At 65.2% G+C, this 23392-nt stretch carries 29 protein-coding genes and 1 tRNA gene; 20 read left to right on the plus strand and 10 right to left on the minus strand.

Annotated features, from left to right (window positions below):
• A complete protein-coding gene (locus A7A09_RS15600) occupies positions 1–357 on the plus strand; it encodes an MliC family protein (RefSeq protein ID WP_170167128.1) in 357 nt (118 codons plus the stop codon).
• A 74-nt stretch (positions 358–431) separates the two neighbouring features.
• On the opposite strand, the gene A7A09_RS15605 is transcribed toward A7A09_RS15600, so the two are convergent.
• From A7A09_RS15605 to A7A09_RS15625, 5 genes are all read right to left on the minus strand, one after another.
• Positions 432–1193, minus strand: a complete 762-nt coding sequence (locus tag A7A09_RS15605; RefSeq protein ID WP_106692379.1) for a VOC family protein — start codon at positions 1191–1193, stop codon at positions 432–434.
• A 16-nt stretch (positions 1194–1209) separates the two neighbouring features.
• Positions 1210–1620: a DoxX family protein gene (locus A7A09_RS15610; protein WP_106692268.1), complete on the minus strand. Its 411-nt coding sequence runs from the start codon at positions 1618–1620 to the stop codon at positions 1210–1212.
• Positions 1621–1728: 108 nt separating this feature from the next.
• Positions 1729–2631 carry a LysR family transcriptional regulator gene (locus A7A09_RS15615; RefSeq protein WP_106692269.1) on the minus strand — a complete coding sequence of 301 codons (903 nt, stop codon included), beginning with the start codon at positions 2629–2631 and terminating at the stop codon, positions 1729–1731.
• Positions 2631–3170 carry an NADPH-dependent FMN reductase gene (locus A7A09_RS15620; protein ID WP_106692270.1) on the minus strand — a complete coding sequence of 180 codons (540 nt, stop codon included), beginning with the start codon at positions 3168–3170 and terminating at the stop codon, positions 2631–2633. The genes A7A09_RS15615 and A7A09_RS15620 overlap by 1 nt, the downstream gene beginning before the upstream one ends.
• Positions 3171–3221: 51 nt before the next feature.
• On the minus strand, positions 3222–4163 hold the full coding sequence (locus A7A09_RS15625; protein WP_106692271.1) for a ring-cleaving dioxygenase: 942 nt from the start codon (positions 4161–4163) through the stop codon (positions 3222–3224).
• Between the two features lie 125 nt (positions 4164–4288).
• On the opposite strand from A7A09_RS15625, the gene A7A09_RS15630 reads away from it, so the two are divergent.
• From A7A09_RS15630 to A7A09_RS15640, 3 genes are all read left to right on the plus strand, one after another.
• A complete protein-coding gene (locus A7A09_RS15630) occupies positions 4289–5197 on the plus strand; it encodes a LysR family transcriptional regulator (protein WP_106692272.1) in 909 nt (302 codons plus the stop codon).
• A 212-nt stretch (positions 5198–5409) separates the two neighbouring features.
• Positions 5410–5637, plus strand: coding sequence for a hypothetical protein (locus A7A09_RS15635; RefSeq protein WP_148043693.1), 228 nt, complete (start codon positions 5410–5412; stop codon positions 5635–5637).
• A 279-nt stretch (positions 5638–5916) separates the two neighbouring features.
• Complete coding sequence (locus A7A09_RS15640) at positions 5917–6732, plus strand: helix-turn-helix domain-containing protein (protein WP_106692274.1); 816 nt, start codon at positions 5917–5919, stop codon at positions 6730–6732.
• Between the two features lie 7 nt (positions 6733–6739).
• Here the strand turns inward: A7A09_RS15640 and lipB are convergent, their stop codons facing one another.
• The gene (gene lipB / locus A7A09_RS15645) at positions 6740–7384 is read right to left on the minus strand and encodes a lipoyl(octanoyl) transferase LipB (protein ID WP_106692275.1); all 645 of its coding nucleotides are present in this window, start codon (positions 7382–7384) and stop codon (positions 6740–6742) included.
• Between the two features lie 151 nt (positions 7385–7535).
• Between lipB and A7A09_RS15650 the strand changes: the two genes are divergently transcribed.
• Positions 7536–7622 (plus strand) — tRNA-Leu (locus A7A09_RS15650).
• A 90-nt stretch (positions 7623–7712) separates the two neighbouring features.
• Here the strand turns inward: A7A09_RS15650 and A7A09_RS15655 are convergent.
• Together A7A09_RS15655 and A7A09_RS15660 are read right to left on the minus strand one after the other, a co-directional pair.
• Positions 7713–8441, minus strand: a complete 729-nt coding sequence (locus tag A7A09_RS15655) for an SDR family NAD(P)-dependent oxidoreductase (protein ID WP_106692276.1) — start codon at positions 8439–8441, stop codon at positions 7713–7715.
• Positions 8442–8499: 58 nt separating this feature from the next.
• Positions 8500–9129 carry a 2-hydroxychromene-2-carboxylate isomerase gene (locus tag A7A09_RS15660; RefSeq protein WP_170167130.1) on the minus strand — a complete coding sequence of 210 codons (630 nt, stop codon included), beginning with the start codon at positions 9127–9129 and terminating at the stop codon, positions 8500–8502.
• Positions 9130–9332: 203 nt separating this feature from the next.
• On the opposite strand from A7A09_RS15660, the gene A7A09_RS15665 reads away from it, so the two are divergent.
• Both A7A09_RS15665 and A7A09_RS15670 read left to right on the plus strand, forming a co-directional pair.
• Entirely contained in the window at positions 9333–9833 is a 501-nt protein-coding gene (locus A7A09_RS15665; protein WP_106692278.1) for a winged helix-turn-helix transcriptional regulator, read from the plus strand.
• 63 nt (positions 9834–9896) lie between these two features.
• Positions 9897–10976: a PA0069 family radical SAM protein gene (locus tag A7A09_RS15670; RefSeq protein ID WP_245999391.1), complete on the plus strand. Its 1080-nt coding sequence runs from the start codon at positions 9897–9899 to the stop codon at positions 10974–10976.
• A 58-nt stretch (positions 10977–11034) separates the two neighbouring features.
• On the opposite strand, the gene A7A09_RS15675 is transcribed toward A7A09_RS15670, so the two are convergent.
• Positions 11035–11418, minus strand: coding sequence for a hypothetical protein (locus tag A7A09_RS15675; protein WP_148043694.1), 384 nt, complete (start codon positions 11416–11418; stop codon positions 11035–11037).
• A 115-nt stretch (positions 11419–11533) separates the two neighbouring features.
• Entirely contained in the window at positions 11534–12121 is a 588-nt protein-coding gene (locus A7A09_RS15680; RefSeq protein ID WP_211341149.1) for a YdeI/OmpD-associated family protein, read from the minus strand.
• A gap of 274 nt (positions 12122–12395) precedes the next feature.
• On the opposite strand from A7A09_RS15680, the gene tatA reads away from it, so the two are divergent.
• The 13 genes from tatA (at position 12396) to A7A09_RS15745 (ending at position 23326) form a co-directional block, all read left to right on the plus strand.
• Complete coding sequence (tatA, locus tag A7A09_RS15685) at positions 12396–12632, plus strand: twin-arginine translocase TatA/TatE family subunit (protein ID WP_106692282.1); 237 nt, start codon at positions 12396–12398, stop codon at positions 12630–12632.
• An 18-nt stretch (positions 12633–12650) separates the two neighbouring features.
• Positions 12651–13115, plus strand: a complete 465-nt coding sequence (gene tatB / locus A7A09_RS15690) for a Sec-independent protein translocase protein TatB (RefSeq protein WP_106692283.1) — start codon at positions 12651–12653, stop codon at positions 13113–13115.
• 1 nt (position 13116) lies between these two features.
• Complete coding sequence (gene tatC / locus A7A09_RS15695) at positions 13117–13968, plus strand: twin-arginine translocase subunit TatC (RefSeq protein WP_106692284.1); 852 nt, start codon at positions 13117–13119, stop codon at positions 13966–13968.
• Between the two features lie 5 nt (positions 13969–13973).
• Entirely contained in the window at positions 13974–14822 is an 849-nt protein-coding gene (locus A7A09_RS15700) for an ATP-binding protein (RefSeq protein WP_106692380.1), read from the plus strand.
• 146 nt (positions 14823–14968) lie between these two features.
• Positions 14969–16252 carry a helix-turn-helix transcriptional regulator gene (locus A7A09_RS15705; RefSeq protein WP_106692381.1) on the plus strand — a complete coding sequence of 428 codons (1284 nt, stop codon included), beginning with the start codon at positions 14969–14971 and terminating at the stop codon, positions 16250–16252.
• Positions 16253–16313: 61 nt separating this feature from the next.
• Positions 16314–16673, plus strand: a complete 360-nt coding sequence (locus A7A09_RS15710; protein WP_106692285.1) for a response regulator transcription factor — start codon at positions 16314–16316, stop codon at positions 16671–16673.
• A gap of 314 nt (positions 16674–16987) precedes the next feature.
• A complete protein-coding gene (locus A7A09_RS15715) occupies positions 16988–17167 on the plus strand; it encodes a hypothetical protein (protein ID WP_106692286.1) in 180 nt (59 codons plus the stop codon).
• Positions 17157–19805, plus strand: a complete 2649-nt coding sequence (locus tag A7A09_RS15720) for an ATP-binding protein (RefSeq protein ID WP_106692287.1) — start codon at positions 17157–17159, stop codon at positions 19803–19805. Before A7A09_RS15715 ends, A7A09_RS15720 begins: the two co-directional genes overlap by 11 nt.
• Before the next feature lie 54 nt (positions 19806–19859).
• Positions 19860–21164 (plus strand): FliM/FliN family flagellar motor C-terminal domain-containing protein, encoded by a 1305-nt coding sequence (locus A7A09_RS15725; RefSeq protein ID WP_106692288.1) that lies wholly within the window; start codon positions 19860–19862, stop codon positions 21162–21164.
• A 105-nt stretch (positions 21165–21269) separates the two neighbouring features.
• Entirely contained in the window at positions 21270–21488 is a 219-nt protein-coding gene (gene infA / locus A7A09_RS15730) for a translation initiation factor IF-1 (RefSeq protein ID WP_010397442.1), read from the plus strand.
• A gap of 34 nt (positions 21489–21522) precedes the next feature.
• A complete protein-coding gene (locus A7A09_RS15735; protein ID WP_106692289.1) occupies positions 21523–22113 on the plus strand; it encodes a Maf family protein in 591 nt (196 codons plus the stop codon).
• Entirely contained in the window at positions 22110–23165 is a 1056-nt protein-coding gene (locus A7A09_RS15740; RefSeq protein ID WP_106692290.1) for a ribonuclease E/G, read from the plus strand. Before A7A09_RS15735 ends, A7A09_RS15740 begins: the two co-directional genes overlap by 4 nt.
• Positions 23165–23326 (plus strand): DNA gyrase inhibitor YacG, encoded by a 162-nt coding sequence (locus A7A09_RS15745; RefSeq protein ID WP_106692291.1) that lies wholly within the window; start codon positions 23165–23167, stop codon positions 23324–23326. Before A7A09_RS15740 ends, A7A09_RS15745 begins: the two co-directional genes overlap by 1 nt.
• The last annotated feature ends 66 nt before the right edge of the window (positions 23327–23392 follow it).

A 23392-nucleotide genomic window follows, 5' to 3' on the forward strand; every position in this document is an offset into this window, starting at 1 on the left:
ATGAAGACATTTCTTGCCAGCGCGGCGTTCTCGCTGATCGCCTTTCCCCTATCCGCAGAACCCATGTTGTCGATCCCGCTTCCCATCTCGGGAGAAAGCAACATCCTTCCGGTGGAATATGACTGCGGCGAGGGGGAAAGCCTCCGGGTGACTTATGTCAATGCGGGGGAGAACCAACTGGCGATCCTGCCCGTCGACGGGGTCGAGCGGGTCTTCGTGAACGTGATCGCGGCATCCGGCGCGCGCTACGTGGCGGGGGAATATGAATGGTGGAGCAAGGGCGACATGGCCAGCTTCACCGACCTGGCGGAGGATGGAAGCAGGCGGGAATGCCGGTCTGCGGGTCAGGGCGGGTAAGGGGCTCCGCCCCGCCGCGCGTGCCGCGCGACTCCCCGGGATATTTGGATGAAGAAGAAGCGCCCGGGGGCGGCTCAGACCATCCTGAACAGCGTGCCCCAGGGGTCGGTGACGGTCTCGCCCGCCCGCTCGGGATCGTTCACCACCAGTTCAGTCAGCCCGGTCATCTTCGGATCGCGCGGTCCAGCGCCCCGGCTGTTCCAGACATTGCCCGCGAGGTGGTGGTGATAGCCGTTCCAGCCGTACCACACCCCTCCCGGTCCTTCGAAGGTCCGGGTCAGGCCCATGGTTTCGCGGAAGAACTCATCCGCCGGGACGAGATCGCCCACCTGCAGATGCACATGGCCGACACGGCTGCCCGAGGGCGCGCCCCGCCATTCTCCGCTGCCCGAGGCCGTCAGGTCGTTCAGGTCCAGTCGCATGGTGAACATCTCGACCCGGTCGCCATTGCGCGTCCATTCGGATTCGGGCCGGTCCCGATAGATCTCGATCCCGTTACCCTCCGGATCGTCGAGATAGATCGCCTCGCTGACACCGTGATCCGAGGCGCCGGTCAGCCGCAGCCCGCTCTGGACGGCATGGCGAAGCCAGCGCCCCAGATCGGCCCGTTCGGGCAGCAGGAAGGCGGTGTGGAACAGTCCCGCCTGGCGCGGATCGCGTGGCGTGGCGGCGGGGTCGGCCCGCAGTTCCAGCAGCATCTCCTCGCCCGCGCCGAGGCGGCGGGTTTCACCGTCGCCACCAAGCGGGGCGAGGCCCAGTGCAGTCTCGTAGAATGCCGCCATGCCGGGCAGGTCCCGCACCGTCAAGGCGACGTGGTTTATGGATTTTCCGGTCATGGCAGCCTCCGTCATTTCAGTTCTGGCTGGCAGCGGCTGCGCCGCCGCCGATCAGCGCCTGCACGATCAGCGCGATGGTCCAGAAGGCCGGATATTCCCATCCGCCGCCCTCATTGCTGAAGAAGAAGCCGCTTGCACCATGGCTGAAGATGATCGTGCCCAGCATCACCGGCACCAGCGCCAGTGCGACCAGCCGCACCTGCCAGCCGATGATAAGGGCGATACCGCCAAGCAGTTCGGCCGCGATCACCAGATAGGCCAGTGCGCCCGGCAGGCCGATCGAGCCAAAGAACTGCGCCGTGCCGGCGGGGGTGAAGACAAAGATTTTCAGCCCGGCATGGGCCAGGAACAGCACGCCCATCGAGACCCGCAGGATCAGCGCGGCCAGGTCGGGGGCGTGCAGTTTCTCATTCAAGGTGGTCAGCATATGTCGGTCCTTTCACATAGCCTCGCTTGTGGTCATGGACGGAATATGCGTCTTTTCCATACGGATGATAATCGGTGCAAATGGAAGATGATTTATTCCAAATTGGAATCAATTGCTCCAGTCATGGTCGGGACCCCAACGCTCGCGCAGGAAGTCCAGCAAGAGCCGCAAACGCGAGGGCATATGGCGGCCCGAGGGTGTCAGCGCGTAGACCCCGGATTCCCCGTCGCGATATTCCGCCAATATCTCGATCAACCGCCTGGCGCGGACAGCGGGGGCGGCGATGAAATCCGGCACGCGGGTAATGCCCAGCCCGGCCTCGGCTGCGATGACGCAGGCCTCGGCATTGCCAAAGCGCAGCCGACCGGGCAGGTCCAGCAGAACCGGCTCGCCCTTGTCGCGGAAATTCCACGTGTCGGGGCGGGAGAAATTCAGGTCGGTCACGATGTCATGGCCTGCCAGATCGGCGGGGCGGCGTGGCACGCCCCGTGCCTTGAGATAGCCGAGCGCGGCGACAATCTTGACCCTTATGACTCCAAGCTTGCGGGCCTTGAGCGCGGAATCGGCAGGCTGGCCGATCCGGATCGCGGCATCGAAGCCATGTTCTGCCAGGCCCATGTAACTGTCGGTGAACTGCACTTCCAACCGGACGGCCGGATGTTGCCGGGCGAAATCGGTCAGGGCAGGCATGAGTTGCACGGTGCCGAAGGTCAGCGGCGCGGTGATCCGCAGCAGTCCGCGCGGATTCTGGCCCGCATCCCGCAGGCTGTCGTCCAGATCGTCGAGCTGGTCGAGGATCGCGCTGATACGGGTGAAATAGGCCTCGCCCTCGGCGGTGGGGGAGATGGCGCGGGTGGTGCGGTTCAGAAGCCGCACCCCAAGATGGGCCTCCAGCCCCGAGACCAGCTTGGAGGCCTGCCCCGGAGAGGTGCCCAGATGTGCCGCCGCGGCCGAGAAGCCGCCGAGACGGACGACCTGCGCGAACATGCGGTCGGCGGCGAGACGGTCCATTACAGGCTGGCGGCGAAGCCGGCGACGAAATCGGCGAGCTTCTGGCGGGTCTTGTCATCGGTCAGGTTGCCGTCCTGATCGCACAGATCGCCCGCGCGCGAGACCAGCAGGCGCCCCTCGTGCCATTGCCGCGTGCCAAGGGTGCGCAGCACGGGCAGCCAGTGGCTTTGCGAATGGGCGGTGCCGAAATTGCCGGGCGAGGCGCCGGTGACCGCGACCGGCTTGCCCTTGAAATTCTTGCCGCCATCGCCGCGCGACATCCAGTCGATGGCGTTCTTGAAGACACCGGGTATGCCGTTGTTGTATTCGGGCGTGACCAGCAACAGCCCGTCGGCCTCGGCCAGTTGCCGGTTCAGTTCCATCACCGAAGGCGGTATGCCCTGCGCGGCCTCTGCATCGCCATCGTAAAGCGGCACTTCGGCGATCGAGCCGATGCGGATCTCGACGCCTTCGGGCGCGACATCTCGGGCGGCGCGAAGCAGGCCGGAATTGAACGAGGCGCGGCGCAGGCTGCCGCTGAGGCCAAGGATGACGGGCATGGATTCCTCCCTGTGATGGCCGGGGGCAGGGTGCCCCCGGGCGAGTTCGGTTCAGGCGAGGGGTTTCAGCCCCGCCTCGATCTGCGCGCGTTTCGGTTCGAGGAAGGGCGGCAGAGACAGCCCTTCTCCCATGGTTTCGCGCGGCTCGTCCACGTCGAATCCGGGTTCGTCCGTGGCGATCTCGAACAGATTGCCACCCGGTTCGCGGAAGTAAAGCGAGCGGAAGTAGTAACGCTCGACCTCGCCCGAATTCGGAACGCGGAAACCCGAGACGCGGCTGGTCCATTCCGTCAGCGCCTGCTTGTCGGGCACGCGGAAGGCGACATGGTGAACCGCGCCTGCCCCCTGACGCGCGACGGGCAGGCCGGGCTGGACCGCGACATGCAATTCGGCCGCCGCGCCGCCCTCGCCCATCTCGAAGACATGCACCTGCCCCTCGCCGTCGGGGCTGGGATAGTCGCGGCTCTTGCGCATGTTCATCACCTGCGTCAGCACCGCCTCGGTCGGGCCGAGATCGGGGACAGAGATGGTGATCGGGCCAAGACCGCGGATCTGGTGTTCCGCCGGGACGGGGCTTTTCTCCCATGCCACGGAATTGCCCTCGGGCGCGGCGACGAGGCGCAGGCGCTGGCCCTCCGGATCTTCGACATCGAGGCTGGGGCGGCCGTCAAGCGTGGTGATCTGGCCTACATCGACACCCCGGTCGCGCAAACGTCCGGCCCAGTAGTCGAGGCTGGCCTCGGCCACGCGCAGCCCGGTGCGGCTGATCGAATGCGTGCCCCGGCTTTCGCGAGCCACCGGCCAGTCGAAAAAGGTGATGTCGGTGCCCGGGCTGCCCGCGCCATCGGCGAAGAACAGGTGATAGGCGGATGTATCGTCCTGGTTAACGGTTTTCTTGACCCGCCGCAGGCCGAGCGTTTCCGTGTAGAAACGGTTATTGCCCGGAGCATCGGCGGTGATCGCGGTCAGATGGTGGATTCCTGTCAGCTGCATGATGCGGCTCCTTTTCCCTTGTCTGAACGCAATATGGCGCAGCGCCGCCGTTCGCGGCACCCGGTGTCGGTGCAAAGCGGCGTTCGGATATTGCGAACGGCGGCAACTGGGTTATTGTCCCGATTATGGGCTGGTCGATCATTGATATCGAGACATTTCTGGCGGTTCTGGATGCGGGGAGCATTTCGGGCGCGGCGGCGCGTGCCGATCTGTCGAAATCCGTCGTCAGCAAGCGGATCAGCGATTTCGAGGCGTCCCTGGGCGTGCCCCTGTTCACGCGCCATGCCGGGCGGATCACGCCGACCGACAGCGCCTTTGCGCTGGCCGAGCGGTTGCGCCCCGCGCTGGCCGAACTGATCGCCGCGACCGAGAGCGTGGCCGGGCCAGAGGTCGAACTGCGCGGACGGCTGGCCATCGCCGCGCCGATGAGTTTCGGCATCCGCCATCTTGGGCCGGTGATCGCGGGATTCGCGCGCGCCCATCCGGGGCTGGAGATCGTGCTGGAATATGACGACCAGCTGACCGATCTGGGGCGGTCGGGTTTCGATGCCGGTCTACGGATCGGACATCTGAAGGACAGCACATTGATGGCCCGCCGCCTCTGCGAAGATCCGCGCGCCTTGGTCGCCAGCCCCGATTACCTGGCGATGCACGGGCCGCTGAACGATCCCGCAGACCTGCCCCGGCACGAGGTGATCGGCTATCTGAATGCGCGGCTTGGCGAGATCTGGCCCTTCGGCTCGGGGGTTCCCCTGCCGCGTTCGGGCCGGATCGCCGCGAATAACGGCGAGGCCATGCGGGATCTTGCCATCGGTGGGCTGGGGCTGGCACTGTTGCCGCTGTTCATCGTGCATGATGCGCTGCGCGAGGGGCGGCTGATCCGGGTGCTGCCCGAATTGCCGCAGGAACCGCTGCCGGTCAGCGTGGTCTGGCCGCCGGTCAGGCCGATGCCGCGCAAGGTCAGGCTGTTCATCGATCATCTGGCCAATGCCTTTGCCGAAACACCGCCATGGCAGGAGGGATTGCAATCATGACGTGCTATACCAAGAATTTTTCGCGTTAATTTTGGTCGATGCGCGGGAAAGATCAACCTCATGAAATGTATATAAAATACATTATATACCGAACAATTTTGTAGCGGATGGTCACAAATGCGAGTCTGCACCGGACGGTAAAATTTGGTTAACCTGACTCCATGAAGCGTCTCGGTGACGCAAATCTCAGCCATATGGTGCATGAAGTGAATATGATGATCAGCGCAGAGATGCGCCGAAAACCCGGACATGATCGCGCCGGATCCCGGAACGCCTATGTCCTTTACGCCCCGCTCGAACTGGAGCAGCGTGTGCTGGACGATGCCGGCCGGCAAATCGAAGCGGTGGCCTATGCGGTCGCTGATCGCATCCCGGCCATCAGGGCAGGCGAATTGATGGAACTCGCCGCACGGATCCAGAAATTCCGTATCCAGAGCTGAACAACATGAGGCGGGCGCATCGAAGCTAGACGGATATAACCATAACAGAACGGACCGGCCGCCTGAGGCTCCCTACCAGGCGCGCAAGGGTTCCGTCGCACATCAGGACCAGGCGGTGCGAAATCTTTTCTCCCCCCCGGGTTTCGTGCCGGACAGATGGAACTGACCGGGACGGCGCGATTATGCCGTCCCGGTGAACTTGATTGGTCACTCACTAGCCGCAAGCCGCCGGATATGCCATGCTGGCATGGCAGTTGCGTTTTGCGATCAGTGGTTTCCATGTCGGTTCTTGAGGTGTTCGGTCACAATCTGAGGAATTTGACGGCCCTTCGGGGGTCGCAGGCCTTCGTTGCCCAGGAATTGGACATCAACCGGATCCAGTTCCAGCGCTACCTGCGTTCGGAATCCTTCCCGAAACCGAATGTTCTCAAGCGGATATGCGATTATTTCGAGGTCGATGCCCGGATCCTGACCGATCTTCTCACACCGACGCAGCTCGATTTGATCTCAGCGGGACTTTACAATACCTCGCCCCTGCCGCCAGCCACTGCCGCGATGTACGAGGCGGTCGGCTTTTGCGTGCCGGACCAGGATTTTTTCCATGGCAGCAATGAGCTTCCCGATGGCGTCTACCAGATTTGGCGTGGTGCCAATTCACGCCGCGATTGTGCCACGCAGATGCTGCTGCGCATCAACACGCTTGCCGTGGCCAGGGTCGTCAGGGGGTATAACGCGCGCGAAACGGTTCCCCGCCATCTCCGGACATTGGGCCGCAAGCGGGAGTTTCGGGGCATGGTGCTACGGCAGCGTGAAGGCTACACGATGCTGTTCTTTCATAGTGAGCCGTCCCGCACCACCTCGCTCATTCATCTGCGCATGATCGAACTGGGCATGGAGACCGCCGCGACCGGGTTTGCGGTCCTTGCGCGCAGCGAACAGGAGCACGGGAACCGGATCACCCGCTGCCTGGTCATGAAGGTCGAGGGCGGCTGGCGGGAACAGCGCAGGATCGCGCGGATGCCCGCCTTCATTCCCTGGGAGGAGGTGCCGGAACATATCCTTCCGTTCATCCGTCCCCAGAACGAGACCTTCTGAGCCGAAATCAGCCGAATTGCGCCGGAAAGCTTCGTTGCAGCGCGGAATCCAGATCCGCCATCGTGACCGGCAGCCCCAGGTCGACGAGGCTGGTGACGCCATATCCGCTGATCCCGCAGGGCACGATGCCGTCGTAATGCGACAGCTCGGGTTCGACATTGATCGAGATGCCATGAAAGCTGACCCAACGGCGCAGCTTGATGCCGATCGCGGCGATCTTGTCTTCCGAGGGGGTGCCGTCGGGCAGCGGGGGCTTCTCGGGCCGCGTGACCCAGACACCGACCCGTCCTTCCCTGACCTCGCCGGTCACGCCGAATTCTGCGAGCGCCGCGATCACCCATGCTTCGAGCTGGGCCACGAAACGCCGGATATCGCGCCCCCGGCGGTTCAGGTCGAGCATGACATAGACGATGCGCTGGCCCGGCCCGTGATAGGTGTATTGCCCGCCCCGGCCGGCCTCGAAGACCGGAAAGCGCGCATGCAGCAGGTCGGCGGGCCTGGCGCTGGTGCCTGCGGTGTAGAGGGGCGGATGTTCGACCAGCCATATCGCCTCATCCGCGGTGCCCGCATGGATCGCGGCGACCCGCGTCTCCATGAAGGTCACGGCCTCTTCATAGCCGGTCACGCCACTGCTGATGATCCATTCCACCATGCGACGATCTGAACCGAAGCACCGGCGCCGTCAAGCCACCTTGGTGGGGCTGAGGCGGTGGGGCGTGCCCCGAATTCCCGTTGCAGGAATCTGCAGAATTCCTCTTTTCATTTTTGACGGGCTCGGCTATGACCCGCGGCACTGCCCGGATGCGGTCGTGGCGGAATTGGTAGACGCGCAGCGTTGAGGTCGCTGTTCCCTAACCGGAGTGGAAGTTCGAGTCTTCTCGACCGCACCAAATTTTCCAGTTGTTCGGTGGTTGCGAGATCGATGGCGAGACACTGTCCGTCTTCGATGCCGAGCCGGAGCGATCCTGTCCGGTGGGCGCCTACCAGCGTTCCACGCTTGGCCGGATCTGGGTCTCGAAGGTCCAGGCGTCTTCGGGCTGTTTCCAAAGATGCAGATAGGTTTGCGCGACGGATGCGGGCCGCATGAGCACCCGCTCGGACGCCTCCTGGCCCGAGGCAGTCATGCGTTCGCGCACCCAAGCGGTGTCCACGCCCGAATCGATCACCAGATGCGCGACATGGATGCCTTGGGGCATGAGTTCGCGCGCCGCCGCTTCGGCGACTCCGCGCAAGCCGAACTTGGCGCTGGCAAAGGCCGCGTAGCCGGGGCCGCCACGCAACCCGGCGGTGGCCCCGGTGAAGAAGAGACAGCCCTTGCCGCGCGGCAACATCGCCCTGGCGGCCTCGCGCCCGGTCAGGAAACCGGCATAGCAGGCCATTTCCCACACTTTCCGGAACACCCGTTCGGTCGTTTCCACGAATGGAAAATTCACGTTCGCGCCGATATTGAATATGCAGATCTCCAGCGGCCCTGCGGCCTCGGCATCGGCGATGAACTGGACGATCTCGTCTTCCTTGCGCGCATCCAGCGACCTGGCGGTGATGGAGCCGCCCGCCGCCTCGATGTCGCGGACGAGGGGGGCGAGCTTTTCGCCATTCCGGCGCCCGGCGAAGATCGTGAAGCCCTCGGCCGCGAAGGTCTTGCAGATTTCCGCGCCGATATAGTCCCCGGCACCGACGACGGCGACCGTTTTCCCGCGTTTCTTCATGCTTCATCCCCCATGCTGCTGTGTCTGCCGCCTGTCCGGCGGTGTCGTCGCGGGCCTGTCACCTGCCGGCGGCGGCGGTTTCCAGCCCGATCAGGTGGTCCTCGACATCGCGAAGCCGGTCTTTCCCGAAATAGATTTCGCCTTCGACATGAAAGGTCGGTGACCCGAAATCGCCCTGTGCGACGGCCCGGCGGGTATTGGCGAGCAGTTCGTCCTTGACGGGTTGGGTCTCTGCGGCGGCAAGGATCGCCTCTGCATCGAGGCCTGCATTCGATATGGCCGCGCCGGCGATGTCGGGATCGCCCATGTTCAACTGCTCTTCCCACATCCCCTTGAAAACGGTGTCGAGATATTCGGCGAAGACGCCAAGATGCCGCGCCGCAACCGCGCCACGCATCAGGCGAAGCGTATTGACCGGAAAGAACGGATTGCGCCTGAACCGCGTGATGCCGTGACGCGCGATGAAGCGCTGCATTTCCAGGCGTTCGTAGTTCAGCTTGTTCTCGATCCCCGCGTAAGCCTCTGCCGGAGAACGGTTGCCGGTGTCGCGGAACACGCCGCCGAGCAGGACCGGAACATGGCGGATGGTCGCGCCATGCCTTTCGGCGATCCCGGGGAGCAGTTGATACGCCAGATAGGCGTTCGGGCTGCCGAAATCGAAATGAAACTCGATCTCTTTTCTGGTCATCGCGGTCATTCCATTTTTGGAAGGAGAAGAATCCCCTACGTAAGTTCTGTTTCAGAACCTACGTGGCGCGAAGCACCGTGTCAATCGGGCGGAAAGCGAGGGAATCGCTGCATATCGGAGGGGGCAGGGCGGCTCGTCCGGTTGGCATGCTTCATTCCGCGCAATATATTCGGTCGTGTTGGCAAGGAGCCGGGAGGCCCAGGATGAAATGGAGCGAACTGGAACAGGAAACCTGCTCGATGGCCCGGACATTGTCCGTCATCGGCGACAGGTGGACCCTGCTGATTCTGCGCGATTGCTTTCTGGGTGTTCGCCGCTTCGATGATTTCCACGAGCGGTTAGGGGTGACCCGGGGCATTCTTGCGGACAGGCTCAAGCAGCTTTCGAAGGCCGGGGTGCTGAAGAAGGTTGCCTATCAGGAGCATCCGCCACGGCATGAATACAAGCTCACCGGCAAGGGGCTGGACCTGTATCCGGTGATCCTGTCGATCGTGCATTGGGGCGATGTCCACATGGCCGGAGAGGACGGCCGGCCCGTGCTTCACCAGCATATGGCATGCGGTCACGCCTTCGATCCCAGGATGGTCTGTTCCGAATGCGGAACGACCCTGAGTCCGCATGACGTGAAAGTGCTGCAGGGGCCCGGGAAGGCCGCTGACAGGAACCTCCCGGTTCGGCCAGCCGGGAAAATGGCGCAGTCGTGACCCGCTGCGGGTGACGGCGGGAATCGCTGGCGTTTGTTCTCTTTATGTTCTATGCTTGGCGCCATGTTGCCACCTCGCGATCCCGATGAAACCCTCAAGGCCCGTGGTGCCGATTCACGCCCCGCCGGGCGGTTCGAGCCGTATCAGAAGATGCGCGAATCCGATGGCTGGGACATTCCCGAGGACAGCCACCTTCTGAAGACCGAGGTGGTGACGGAAAAGCCGCGTTCGATCATTACCCGCAACAACTCCCCGGATATCGGCTTCGACCGTTCGATCAACCCGTATCGGGGTTGCGAGCATGGCTGCATCTATTGCTACGCCCGGCCCAGCCATTCCTATCTGGGATTGTCGCCGGGCCTGGATTTCGAGACGAAGATCACCGCCAAGCCGGAAGCCGCCCTTCTGCTGGAACGGGAGATCGCGCGCCCCTCCTACAAGGTCGCGCCGATCGCGTTGGGAACGAATACCGATCCGTATCAGCCGGTCGAGGCGAAGCTGGCGATCATGCCGGGGATACTCAGGGTGCTGCGGGACTGGAACCATCCCGCGACGCTGGTGACGCGGGGACGGGGCGTATTGCGCGATCTCGATCTCTGGGCCGAGATGGCGGCGAAGGACCAGGCGGCGATCGGGATCAGCGTGACGACGCTGGATGCCAAGCTGGCACGCGCGCTGGAGCCGCGGGCCCCCACGCCGCAGACGCGGCTGCAGATGATCGGCGCGCTGTCGAAGGCCGGGGTGCCGGTCCGGGTGATGGTCGCGCCGGTGATCCCGGTGCTGACCGAGCCCGAGATCGAAGCGATCCTGACGGCGGCGCGCGAGGCAGGGGCAAGCACGGCCAGCATGATCCCGCTGCGCCTGCCGCATGAGGTCGCGCCGCTGTTCCGCGACTGGCTGGAGAGGCACCGGCCGGGCATGGCCGCGCATGTGATGAACCGGGTCCAGGCGATGCGGGGCGGGCGGGACAATGATCCGCGCTTCGGGCATCGCTTCAGGGGCGCGGGGGCAGAGGCGGAACTGGCGAAGCAGCGCTTTCGGCTGGCGCGGAAAAGGCTGGGCTACCGGGAAGGCAGCCCGCCGCTCGATTGCAGCCGCTTTGGTCCGCCGCCAAGGACAGGGGACCAGTTGAGCCTGTTCTGAGGGGCGGGCAATGGCACCAATGGCAGGGATATGCCTCTTTCGACCGGAATGATGCCGGTCAATCCGCCCAGAACGGGATTCGCGGGCGGCAGAAATTCGTCACCGCCATTCCGACCGACAGGGAGCCGTCCCGCGGCCCCGAGCCGAAATGGGACAGGCCCGCGCCCTCGGCCTTGCGCGCCGGGTCGAGCGTGAAGACGATACCTTTCCCCTTTTCGCGCGGCTTGGGCGTGGCCCGCCAGAGACGGGCCTTGCCCGGCTGTTTCAGGACATGCCGCGCGAAATCTCCGGCAGCACACCAGTAATCGGTATCGTCACGCTGCACCTCATGGGCAACCGCGATCTCGGTCGGGCCGACTTGCCTGGCGATCATGCCGTTCCGGGCCATGAAGGCGCTTGCGGGCAATGGCAGCAATAGCGCGATCAGCAATATCAGTCGCATCGCAAAAATCCTTTGGGCCAAGATTGTTTCCGCTGCTTCATCATGACAATGCCCGACCCGCATTCATGCCGCAATAACCATTGCCCGAGTAACGGCCTTCCCCCCGGCGTCCCGTTCAACGATCATGTAGCCCCTTTCCTTCGAGAATCCTGGGCGCGCATTTCGCGATCCGCGAGATCCGTGTCGCGGATTGTTTCGCCTGCGAGAAATGCAGCACATAGCCCCGCTGCCGTCCCGGGGTCAGGGCCTCGAAAGCGGTCCTGAACTCGGGATCCTCATCCAGCCTGTCGATGAGTTCCCCGGGGAATTCGGGGGCGTGTTTGCTGAAACTCACCTTGAGACCGGCTTTCTCCAGCTCGATGGCCTCGCCGATATAATCCTTCAGGACCGTTTCCAGCCCGGTGATCTCCGCAAGACCGGTGAACTCCACCTTGCGCATCGATTGCGAATTCTCGCCCGGAGCAATGAGGATGCCTTCCCGGTCCTCTAGCAGGACGCCCTTGAAGAACCCGAGAGCGCAGCAATCCTTGAGGCGCCAGAGGGTGACGATATTGGCATTCTCAAAGCAGTAGCAGGGCGAGCGCCATTTGAACTCTTCCGTCAGCGGGGTGTCCCGCAGGATGGCCCGCAGCGTCGCCAGTTCCGCGCGCCACGGTTTCGGTTCGCTGAAATACGCCTTGATCCGGGTATCGGATTCGCTCATCGCCATTCTCCCTGCTTCTCGGCCCGGATTGTCCTCCACCTCCGGCCCCCTGTCCATGGGGATCGGGATGAGGCGAAACGCGGCTGGCCGGAAAACCCGCTGATCGGGCAGGGGCGTGTTGCGGCAGAGCCGGACGGGACCGCGCTTCCTGCGCTTGCGTCATCTCGCGATGCAATCCGGGCGGCTGCCGTTCACGCATTCGGGCTTTGCATTCCGCCGCGAGAGCCCCTAAATGTGGCGCGCGGGCGTCGGGCCCCGCACAAGGGAGTTTGCAATGCTGAACAATATCGGCCTTCCCGGCCTTCTTTTGATCGCGGTCGTCGTGCTGGTTCTGTTCGGACGCGGCAAGATCTCGTCCCTGATGGGCGAGGTCGGCAAGGGCATCACCGCCTTCAAACGCGGCGTGAAGGACGAAACCGAAGAGATCGAGAAAGCCACTGACGACACGCAGCAGGACGCGCCTGGCGACAAGGCGCGCGACGTGACGCCGGAAAACGGCGACCGTAGCTGATCGCGAAAGGGCACGGCCATGTTGGACATCGGCTGGAGCGAGCTTCTGCTGATCGGGGTGGTTGCGCTGATCGTGGTTGGCCCAAAGGATCTGCCGCATCTGTTCCATTCCCTGGGACGGTTCACCGCCCGGGCGCGCAGCATGGCGCGCGAATTCACCTCGGCGATGGAGGATGCCGCCAAGAGTTCGGGCATCGATGAGGCGGCGAATTCGATCAAGGACGTGAAATCGCTGACCTCGAAGAAATCGCTCGGACTGGACGCGCTGGACCGCGCCGCCGAACGGTTCGAGAAATGGGACCCGTCGCAGCCCGCGAAAACCGCTCGCCCCGATCCCGCCGCGCCGCAGCCCGCGGAGGAGCCTCCGAAGGCCGAGATTCCGCCAGCCGCGGAGCCATTGGAGGATGTGACAGCCGCCGATGAGGCAACCACCGGCAAGCGGCGCCTGCATGCGGTGCGCCGGTCGGATATGAAAGACGACTGAATTGGCCACGAACACCCAACCGGACGATGAGATCGATGACAGCTCGGCCCCGCTGATCGAGCATCTGGCCGAGCTGCGCACCCGGATCATCTGGTCGCTGCTGGCCTTCGTCGTGATGATGGTGCTGTGCTATACGGTCTGGCAGCCGATCTACAATTTCCTGACGCAACCGATCTGCGCGGCGCTGGATGCGCGGGGGCAGGATTGCCAGTTGCAGATCATCAAGCTGCAGGAAGGTTTCTTCACCGCCATCAATATCTCGTTCTTCGGCGGCTTCGCCCTGGCCTTTCCGATCATTGGCTACCAGATGTGGCGCTTCGTTGCGCCGGGGCTTTACCGCAACGAGAAAAGCGCCTTCCTGCCCTTTCTGGTCGCCTCGCCGGTGATGTTCGCGATCGGCGCGGCCTTCGCCTATTACGTGATCCTGCCGATGGCCTATGATTTCTTCCTGGGCTTCCAGCAGGGTCCCGTCGTCGCCACCCCCGACGAGATGACCGAGACGCGAGATGTCGCGGGCATCTCCTTCCAGGGGTCGATGCAGGAATATCTCAACCTGACGATCAAGTTCCTGCTGGCCTTCGGGCTCAGTTTCCAACTGCCGGTGCTGCTCACGCTGATGGGCAAGGCGGGGCTGGTCTCTGCCGAGGGGCTGGGCTCGGTCCGCAAATACGCGGTCGTCGCGATCCTGGCGCTGGCCGCCGTCGCCACCCCGCCCGACGTGATCTCGCAGGTGATCCTGTTCGTCGTGGTCTACGGGCTCTACGAGGTCTCGATCCAGCTTGTCCGCCGGATCGAGCGCAAGCGCGAGGCGGAGCTCAAGGCGCAGGGATTATGGGTCGAGGACGAGGAATGAAGGACATGACCGAGGCATCCGAGCCGCTGGAACGTATCGCCGCCGCGCTGGAGCGGCTGGCGCCGAAACCTCGTCCGGAGCCGCGCTTCACCGAGGCCAACGCCTATGTCTGGCATCCCGATCCCGATTGGCTGGAGCCGGTCGAGACCGTCGATCGCGTCGATCTGGTGCAATTGATCGGCATCGACCGGGCCAAGGACACGCTTTTGGCCAATACGCTGCAATTCGCCCGTGGATATGGCGCCAACAACGCGCTTTTATGGGGCGCGCGCGGCATGGGAAAATCCTCGCTGGTCAAGGCCGTTCATGCCGAGGCGGTGGCGCAGGACCTGCCTCTCGTGCTGGTCGAGATCGCGCGCGAGGATCTCGGCTCGGTCGGACGGTTGCTGGCCATCCTGGGACGGGCGCAGGACCGCCGCTTCCTGCTGTTCTCGGACGATCTCTCCTTCAGCCATGACGATACGCAATACAAGTCGCTCAAGGCGGTGCTGGATGGCGGGATCAGCGGACGGCCCGCAAACGTGATCCTCTACGCGACCTCGAATCGCCGCCACCTGATGCCGCGCGACATGATCGACAATGAACGCTCGAGCGCCATCCATCCGGGCGAGGCGGTAGAGGAAAAGGTTTCGCTGTCGGACCGTTTCGGGCTGTGGCTGGGTTTCCACCCCTGCAGCCAGGACGAATACCTGGCCATGGTGCAGGGCTATTGCGACGCCTATGACCTGAAGATCGCCCCCGAGGAACTGCGCGCCGAGGCGGTGGAATGGCAGGCCACGCGCGGTGGCCGCTCGGGCCGGGTGGCATGGCAATTCTTCACCGACCTGGCCGGTCGGCACGGCATCGCGGTCTAGCCCGCCATCCGGATCGCCCCCAAAGCCCCTTTCTTCTTCATGCAAATATCCTGGGGGAGGCACCCGGAACGGGTTACGGGGGCAAAGCCCCCATCGCCACGCCAATCCGCTTGCGCAAACGCTGCCTGCCGGGTTTCATGTTCACCATGAGCCCACGCAGCGTCACCCATATCCTGACCGGCACCCGGATCCGCGAACGGCGCCTTGCCCTGTCGCGCAGGCAGGCCGATATCGCGCGCGCGGCAGGCATATCTCCGGCCTATCTCAACCTGATCGAACATAATCGCCGGCCGGTGGGCGAAGACCTGGTTGCCCGCCTCGCCGAAGTGCTGGAGGTTCCGGCCGAGGAACTCGCCTCGGGCCGCGAAGAGGCCCGGATGGCGGCCCTGCGCGAGGCGGCGGCGCGCGCGCCCTCGGGCAAGGATCCTGCGCCCGAACTGGAGCAGGCGCCCGAACTGCTCGCCCGTTTTCCCGGTTGGGCAGGCACGCTGATCGCCACTTCCCGCCGCGCCGACGCGCTGGAGCGGCAATTGGTGAACCTGTCGGACCGGATGACGCAGGATCCCTATCTGCTGACCACCCTGCACGAGGTGCTCTCGGCGGTGACTTCGCTGCGTTCGACCGCCTCGATCCTGGTCGAGGAGGGCGAATTGCCCGAGGAATGGCGGCACCGCTTCCATGCCAACCTGGCAGAGGACAGTCTGCGCCTGTCCACGACGGCGCAGGCGCTGGTCGCCTATCTCGACAGTTTCGAGACCGAGGAGGGGATCTATACCCCGCAGGAAGAGGTCGAGGCATGGATGGCGGCGGGCACGCCTCCGATCGAGGAGGCAGCCGACCTGGCCACTGATGCGGCCCGCGCGCTGGCCCGCGATCACCTGCTCCGGATGAGGGCCGAACGTGCCGCACTGCCGGACTCGACCCTGGGGGGCGCCTCGGAGGCGGGCGACCCGCTGCGCATCGCCGCAAGGCTGCGGGCGCCCCTGGACCTGGTGATGCGGCGGCTGGCGGCGCTGCGCCCGCCGGGCTTCGAAGAGGTGGGGCTGCTGGTCTGCGATGGTTCGGGCACGCTGACATTGCGGCGTCCGGCTCCGGGCTTTCCACTGTCGCATCCCGGCGATGCCTGCCCGCTCTGGCCGCTCTACCGGGCCTTGGCCACGCCACAGACCGCGATCAGCGCGCGGGTCCGGGTGCCCGAGGGGCGTGAGTTCGACACGATCAGCTATGCCACGCGCAGCCAGCCCGAAGGGATCGAGGGACCGCTGCTGACACAGGCGCAGATGCTGATCCTGCCCGCCGCAGGTGCCCCGGACGCGCCCGGCCGGGTCATCGAGATCGGCGCTTCCTGCCGGATTTGCCCGCGTTCGGATTGCCCGGCGCGGCGCGAGCCTTCGATTCTTTCTCCGCATCGGGCCATCGGAGGGCTTTGACAGCGGGTCCGGTTGCTGCAAACTGGCAAGGCAGGCTGCGGGGGAGGCGGCACCTAGTCCTATGAGACCGGATATCTTGATGATCGAGGACGAACCCAACATCGCCGAGGCGGTGCGCTTCATTCTGACTCGCGACGGCTGGCATCTCGCGCTGCATGACGATGGAGAGGGCGGGATCGAGGCGATCCGCGATCAGCGCCCCCGCCTTGTGATCCTGGACCTGATGCTGCCCAATCGCTCGGGGAGCGAGATCCTGTCGGAATTGCGTGGCGAGGGTGATCCCGGCCTGGCAGCGACCCCGGTGCTGATGCTGACGGCGCGCGGCCAGACCGCGGAGGCGACGACACAGGCCGATGCGGTGATGGCCAAACCCTTCGCCAATGAGGAATTGCGCGCGCAGGTCAGGCGGATGCTGGGATGAGCGGGCGTCACTCACCATGGTGGCACCGGCAAGGCGCGCGGCCCCTGCGCGATCCGGACCGCTACAAAGCCGCGTGCTCTTTCTTCTTTGTAGAAATACCTATTGGAGGCGCCGGTCCGGACGCCCCTCCGGCCATCCCGCGCCGCCACCGGATCGGGGTTCCATCCACACCGGCCTGCCCCGAAGGACAAGGGCGCGCGCATGCCTGACCGGCCATTGTTCCTGGAGCGCGCCTCGTTCCGCCGCCGCCGCCTGGGCGATGCGGCGCGGGTGCTGCCGGTCCTCGCGGTCCTGGTGGTGATGCTGCCGGTCTGGTGGCAACCGCGCGCGTCAGTTTCGGGGTCGGGGCGATCGCGCTGTTCGGCTTCTGGGCGGCGCTGATCCTCGCGGTGCGGGTGCTGCATCGCGCCCTGATCCGGGCCGAAGCCGCCACCATGCGCGCGGCCGGCGATGCCTCGGGCGACAGTGACTGGAAGGATCCCGATGCCCTTTGAGACACTGGTCGCCGGATGCCTCGCCTATGTGGTCCTGATGTTCGGCGTGGCCTTCGCCGCCGACCGGGCGGCGCAGCGCGGCCATGTCCGCTGGCTGGATCATCCGGCGGTCTACACGCTGTCGCTGTCGGTCTATTGCTCGGCATGGACCTTTTACGGAGCGGTCGGCTATGCCAGCCGCTCGGGCCTGGAATTCGCCACCATCTATATCGGCCCGACCATCGTCTTTACCGGCGCGTGGTGGGGGCTGCGCCGATTGGTGCGGGTGGCGCGGATGCATCATGTCACCTCGGTCGCCGACCTGATCTCGGCCCGGTTCGGCAAGTCGAACCCGCTGGCGGCGATGATTACCCTGATCGCCGTCATCGCCGCCACGCCCTATATCGCGCTGCAATTGCAATCGGTCAGCCTGTCCTTCGAGGTCTTTGCCACCCAATCCCCGAACGGCCCCGAGATCGGGGGCGGAACGGCCCTGTGGGTGGCGGCGGGGCTGGCGCTGTTCTCGATCCTGTTCGGCACCCGCAACCTGGCGGCGGATGAGCGTCACCACGGGGTGGTCACCGCCATCGCGCTCGAGGCCGTGGTCAAGCTGCTGGCCTTCCTTGCGCTTGGCATCTTCGTGGTCTGGGGCCTGGCCGACGGCCCCGCCGATATCGTCGCCCGCATCTCCGCCGCAGCCGAAGATCCCGCGCGCGAGGGGTGGGTGCTGCGGCCCGACCGCTGGACCACATTGACCATCGTTTCCGCCGCCGCGGTGCTGACCCTGCCGCGGATGTTCCAGGTCATGGTGGTCGAAGCCGCCGATGAAGAGCGCCTGCATGTCGCGGGCTGGGCCTTTCCGGCCTATCTCTTCGCCATGTCGCTTTTCGTGCTGCCCATCGCGGTGATGGGGGCCGAGATGCTGCCCACCGATGCCAATCCCGATCTCTACATGCTGACATTGCCTCAAGCTTCCGGGCAGAACCTGCTGGCATTGCTTGTCTTTCTTGGCGGATTCTCGGCAGCGACCTCGATGGTGGTGGTCAGTGCCATCGCGCTGGCGACGATGATCTCGAACCATTGGCTGACGCCGCTCTGGCTGCTCTTGCGCCGCCGCCCGGCGGGCGACGATCCCGAGGATCTGCGCGGTTTCGTCCTGAATGCCCGCCGCCTCGCCATCCTGGCGGTGGTGGGCGCGGGCTGGGTCTATCACCAGGCCTCGGGCGGGACGAGCGCGCTGGCGGCGATGGGACTGGTCGCCTTTACCGGCATGGCGCAGGTGCTGCCCGCGATGCTGGGCGGGCTGTTGTGGCGCGGGGCCAACCGGATGGGAGCCTATGCGGGGGTCGGAACAGGCTTCGCGCTGTGGCTGGCGACGATCTTCCTGCCCTCGATCGGGATCGGGGTGGCGCCGGTGCCGGCCGAGGGCGTCGATGCGCTCTCCTTCGCGATCTTCCTGTCGCTGTCGCTGAATACGTTGGCCTTCATCACCGTCTCGATCTTCGGTTTTCCCGATCCGGTCGAGCGGCTGCAGGGCTTGTCCTTCGTCAGTACCATCCAGCCGATCCGCCATTCGCGCATGGCGCGTGCCGAGGACCGGGCCGAGCCGCTTCTGGCCATGGCCCGTCGTGTCTGGGGCGCGGATGCGGCGCTGCATTATTTCCAGGCGCAGGCGGCGGCGCAGGGGAAATCCGGATTCCTGCCCGACCTGACGCCGGGTTTCCTGACCGGGCTGGAACGGCGGCTGGCGGGATCGATCGGCGCGGCCACGGCCCATGCGATGATCGACAGGGTGGCCGGGGGCATGGCGCTGACCGTCTCGGACCTGATGGAGGTCGCCGACGAGGCCCAACGCGCCAAGGAGGAGGCGCAGCGGCTGGAGAGCGCCACGACCGAGCTTGAACGCACCGCCCGGCAATTGCGCGAGGCGAATGACAAGCTGACCGCGCTTTCGGTGCAGAAGGACGCCTTCCTGGGCCAGATCAGCCATGAATTGCGCACCCCGATGACCTCGGTCCGGGCGTTTTCCGAGATTCTCAAGACCCCCGACCTGTCCGATGAGGAGCGCAGCCGTTTCGCCGGGATCATCCATGACGAGGCCGGGCGGCTGACCCGGCTTCTGGACGATCTGCTGGACTTGTCGGTACTGGAAAGCGGGAACGCGCAGCTGACGGTCTCGGCGGCCAATCTGCACGACCTGATCGACCGGGCGCTGTCGGCGGCTTCGGCCACCCGGCCCGAGCGGGTCTTTACCATCGACCGCGACCTGCCCTCGGAGCATCTGGGCGTGATCACCGATCCAGACCGGCTGCTGCAGGTGCTGATCAACGTGATCGGCAATGCCCGCAAATATTGCGATGCCGAGCGCCCGGTGCTGACCATCCGGGTGATGCGCCGCGAGGGAAACGGCCCGCAGATCGATATCGGTGACAATGGCGCCGGGATCGACACCGCCCGCCAGTCGCTGATCTTCGAGAAATTCTCGCGGCTCAACGAATCCACGCGGGCTGGCGGGGCAGGGCTGGGCCTGGCGATCTGCCGCGAGATCATGGCGGTTCTGGGGGGCGAGATCAGCTATCTTCCGGGACAGGGCGGGGCCGCGTTCCGGATCACCCTGCCGTCACGGCCGCCCGCGATTTCCAGAAGGGGCGGCGTGTAACCATTTCTCAACCCTTCCTTGCCAGAACCTTCCCTCACAGCTTGAGGATTCGACATGGCGCAGAAGGGGCAAAAGGACGGCGAGAGCGGAAAGAAAGCCGATGCGCCGGGGAAAAAACCCGCAGCCGGGGCGAAAGGCAAGCCGCAAAAGCAGGATGGCGGCAAGCAGGGTGCGCAGGGGCAGGAGGGCGAGAGCGATCAGGGGCTTTTGCGGCAATTGCTGCAGGCCCGCAACCGCAGCAAGACGGAACTGGGTCGGGCACCGCAACTGCCCGTGCTGCCGCCTCCGACGCCTGCCCGTGCCGCCGGCATCGCCATCGGGCGAATCGCCGAGAACCTCTATCAGTTGCCGCTGGAGGCGGAATCCGTCGCGCTGGATGGCGCTTCGCTGGCCGAATTGCCGGAATTGCTGCCCGAGGGCGCGCTCCTGATCGTTCTGCAGGGCACGGGAGAGGCGATGGGCGTCATGGCGCTGTGCCGCGACACGGTCATGGCACTGATCGAGATCCAGACCTTGTCGCGCGTGACCGCCCGCCCGGCCCCATGCCGCAAGCTGACCCGGGCCGACGCGCTGATGTGCGCGGAATTCGCCAATGCCCTGATGGCGGAACTGGGGGCCGAGCTTGAGGCGCTCGATGATTTCGCGGGAATGGGCGATTTCCGCTATGCGACATATCTGGAGGATCCCCGTCCATTGGCGCTGATCCTCGAGGACAGACCGTTTCGAAGCCTGGCATTCCGGGTCGGGCTGGGGCATGAATCGGCCAGGAAGGCGATGATTTTCCTTGCCCTGCCGAAACCGGATGTTCCGGATGGAAAGGACATTCCGGCCGACCCGGCGGATGCGCGGGCAGAGCCGGTTCCCCGGGTGATGACGCTTGCGGCACCGAAACCGCCCGGGACAGGAGGGGCGGGGACGGTGACGCTCGCCTCGGCGATGCGGGAGGTGCCGGTCGATATCGTGGCCGTGCTGTGCCGCCGCCGGATCACGCTGCGTGAATTGCGGGCATTGGAGCCGGGCAAGGTGCTGAACCTGCCGCGGGTCAGCCTGGCCGATGCGACCCTGGAACTGGCGGATGGGCAGGTACTCGCCCGCGGCAAGCTGGGCGAGGCCGAGGGATGCCACGCTCTGCGTCTGCATGATCCCGATGTGCCGATCGCGGAGGATGCCGGTATCCTCCGGCAGATGCCGATGCCGGGGGAGCAGGAGGATGGCATGCTCCTCGCCGATCCGATCGCGACCGCGCTACCGGTCGATATGGCGGCTCCGGACCCGTTCCTTCAGGGGGATGGCGAAGCGGATCCGGCATCCGATCCCGGTCCGGATATCGTCCCGACCGTGTCTTCTGGCGCCGCATAACCCATGAATTGCGCCCGGGATGGCGCTTTTCCCTTGAAATCACCGCGCTATGGACGCATCTAACGTTGGCCCCGAATCCTGCGGGGCGACCAATACGGAGTGACCATGGCCAAGGAAGAAATGCTCGAATTCCCCGGCGTCGTGAAGGAACTCCTGCCCAATGCGACGTTCAGGGTCGAGCTTGAAAACGGCCATGAAATCATCGCGCATATGGCAGGCAAGATGCGGAAGAACCGCATCCGCGTTCTCGCCGGAGACAAGGTGCAGGTCGAGATGAATACCTATGACCTGACCAAGGGGCGGATCAATTACCGCTTCAAGTAAGACCGGCGCGCGTGATGGCGCCGGTTCATCCGTCATGACAAGGCCCGCGCCGCCCCGGCTGATCCTTGGATCGGCCAGCCCCCGGCGGTTGGAGCTGCTGGCGCAGATCGGGCTGCGCCCCGACGAGGTGCGGCCCGCCGATATCGACGAAACCCCGGACCGCAACGAATCTCCCCGCGATTATGTCGGGCGGATGGCACGGCAAAAGGCCGAGGCCCTGCCCCTGGCCGATGACGAGGCCCTGCTGACCGCCGATACCACGGTCTCGGTAGGGCGCCGCATCCTGGGCAAGCCCGCAGACCGCACTGAGGCGGCGCATTTCATGCGGCTGATGTCGGGCCGCAGGCATCGCGTGCTGACCGCTGTGGCGCTGCGCCATGCCGGGCGCACACGGTTGCGCCAGGTCGAGACCTTGGTGCGGATGCGGCCCATCGATGCCGCCGCGCTGGAACGCTATCTCGATTTCGGCGACTGGCAGGGCAAGGCCGGGGGTTATGCGATCCAGGGGGCAGGCGCCGAATTCATACCCTGGATACAGGGCTCGTTTTCCGCCGTTATCGGATTGCCGCTCTCCGAGACGGCGGCGATGCTGGCGGCCATCGGCATTCACGGAGGCAGGGCATGAAGGGGCGGCAAGTCGTTCTGGGGAAGTTTCACGGCAACGAGGCTGCCGCGCTGATGCAGGACGGGCAATTGATCGACCTGATCCTCGACCCCGCTTCGCCGACGGGGCTGGTTCCCGGTGCGATCTGCCGGGGCGTGACCGAACGGCTGATGAAGGGGCAGGGCGGTGTCTTCGTGCGCCTGCCCGATGGCCAGCGTGGCTACCTGCGCGAACGTTCAGGGGTGAGCGAAGGACAACCGGTCCTGGTGCAGGTCAGCGGAGCCGCCGAAGAGGGCAAGGCGATCCCGCTATCGGGTCGGCTCCTGTTTCGCGGCCGCTACGGGCTGGTGACCCCGGCGGCGCCGGGCATCAATGTCTCGCGCCGGATCCGCGAGAGCGAGACCCGCGAGGCGCTGGTGGCACTGGCCCAGGCACAGCTGGGCGAGCGCAGCCATGGCCTGATCCTGCGCAGCGCCGCGGCAGATGCCGATCACGAGGAAATCGCCGAAGAGCTGGGCCCGCTGATCGATCTGGCCGACCGGATCACCTCCGAGACCGCGGGCGGGCCGGAATTGCTGCTCGATGCGGCGACCCCCTGGGAATTGGCCTGGACCGAATGGGCCGAACCCGAGCCCGATGCGGTCGAGGAAGGCGAGGACAGTTTCGACCGTTGCGGTGTCAGCGACGCGATCGACGCGCTGCTGGGCGCCGAGATTGCCCTGCCGATGGGTGCCCATGCCTGGATCGAGCCGACCCGGGCCCTGATCGCGGTGGATGTGAATACCGGGAGCGACACCTCCCCCGCGGCCTCGCTCAAGGCCAATATCGCGCTTGCCCGGGACCTGCCGCGGCAATTGCGGCTGCGCGGGCTTGGCGGGCAGGTCGCTGTGGATTTCGCACCGATCCCCAAGCGTGACAGGGCGGTGCTGGAGCAGGTGCTGCGCGCGGCCTTCAAGGGTGATGGGGCCGAGACCAGCCTGATCGGCTGGACCAAGATGGGGCTTTACGAGATCAGCCGCAAACGTGACCGGGTTCCCCTGACCCGGCTGACCCGGCTGACCGGGGGACGCTGATGGCCTGCCCGATCTGCAACAAGCCGAGCACGCCCCGATACCGCCCGTTTTGCTCCAAGCGCTGCGCGGATGTGGATCTGGCGCATTGGTTGCGCGGCGATTACAACATCCCCGGCGAGGTTCTGGACGAGACCCCGCCCGAGGACGAGGAAAAGCGGTGAAATTTTCACCAAGGGGTCTGGACAGTTCCTCTTGCCATCCGTAAACACCGCTGCACGCCAGCCGTT

The organism is Paracoccus methylarcula (genome assembly GCF_003007735.2).
GTDB lineage: Bacteria > Pseudomonadota > Alphaproteobacteria > Rhodobacterales > Rhodobacteraceae > Paracoccus > Paracoccus methylarcula.